The sequence below is a fragment of the Bowmanella yangjiangensis genome (assembly GCF_017255015.1).
In the GTDB taxonomy this organism is placed as follows: Bacteria; Pseudomonadota; Gammaproteobacteria; order Enterobacterales; family Alteromonadaceae; genus Bowmanella; species Bowmanella yangjiangensis.
This window is the reverse complement of sequence record NZ_JAFKCS010000493.1, coordinates 1-560: the sequence shown is the minus strand read 5'-3', so window position 1 is coordinate 560 and position 560 is coordinate 1. Positions and strand designations below refer to the sequence as shown.

At 69.1% G+C, this 560-nt stretch carries 1 protein-coding gene; it reads right to left on the bottom strand.

All coding sequences use genetic code 11. The annotated features are described in order from the left end of the window. On the bottom strand, positions 1 to 560 hold a 560-nt coding region (locus tag J0A65_RS25325; RefSeq protein WP_206596983.1), incomplete at both ends, for a Csu type fimbrial protein.

Sequence of the window (560 nt, the reverse complement as noted above, 5' to 3'; positions counted from 1 at the left end):
ATCAGCGCATTGGCGCCGAAGTCCACGGCAGGCAGCGTGTCGATGCGACAGGCCTTGGTCACGACCAGGGTGATGGTCAGCGTCGCCAGGGAGCCGCTGCCCCAGTTGGTGGGGGCGCCGCAGATGGGCAGGCAGCTCTGGGTCAGTCCGGGGCTGCGGCTCCAGGAACAGAGGTTGAGCGCACCGACGGTGCAGATGGCCCAGTCCCAGCGCAGGGTGATCGTGGCGGTGTAGGTGCCAGCCGGCACATTGGGCCCGGGGTTGGTGCGAAAGTACAGGCCGATGGCGCTGGAGCTGCCGCCCAGTGCGACCAGGTTGATGGCGTCGAGCTGCTGGGGCTGGCCGGCTACCAGCGTCTGGCTGTAGCCGGAGTCGCGGTAGATCGAGAAGGGGATCTGGTTGCCCTGGCCGTCCTGCAGGGCCAGGGTCCCGGCATTCTGCAGCGTGACCCTGACATAGGCGGCGGCCAGTACCTGGAGCACGCCGGGGCAGGAGAGACCCGCACCGGCCGCGGCCTGCTGCTGGGTGGTGCGCAGGCTCAGTGAGTTGCTGCTGCCGAG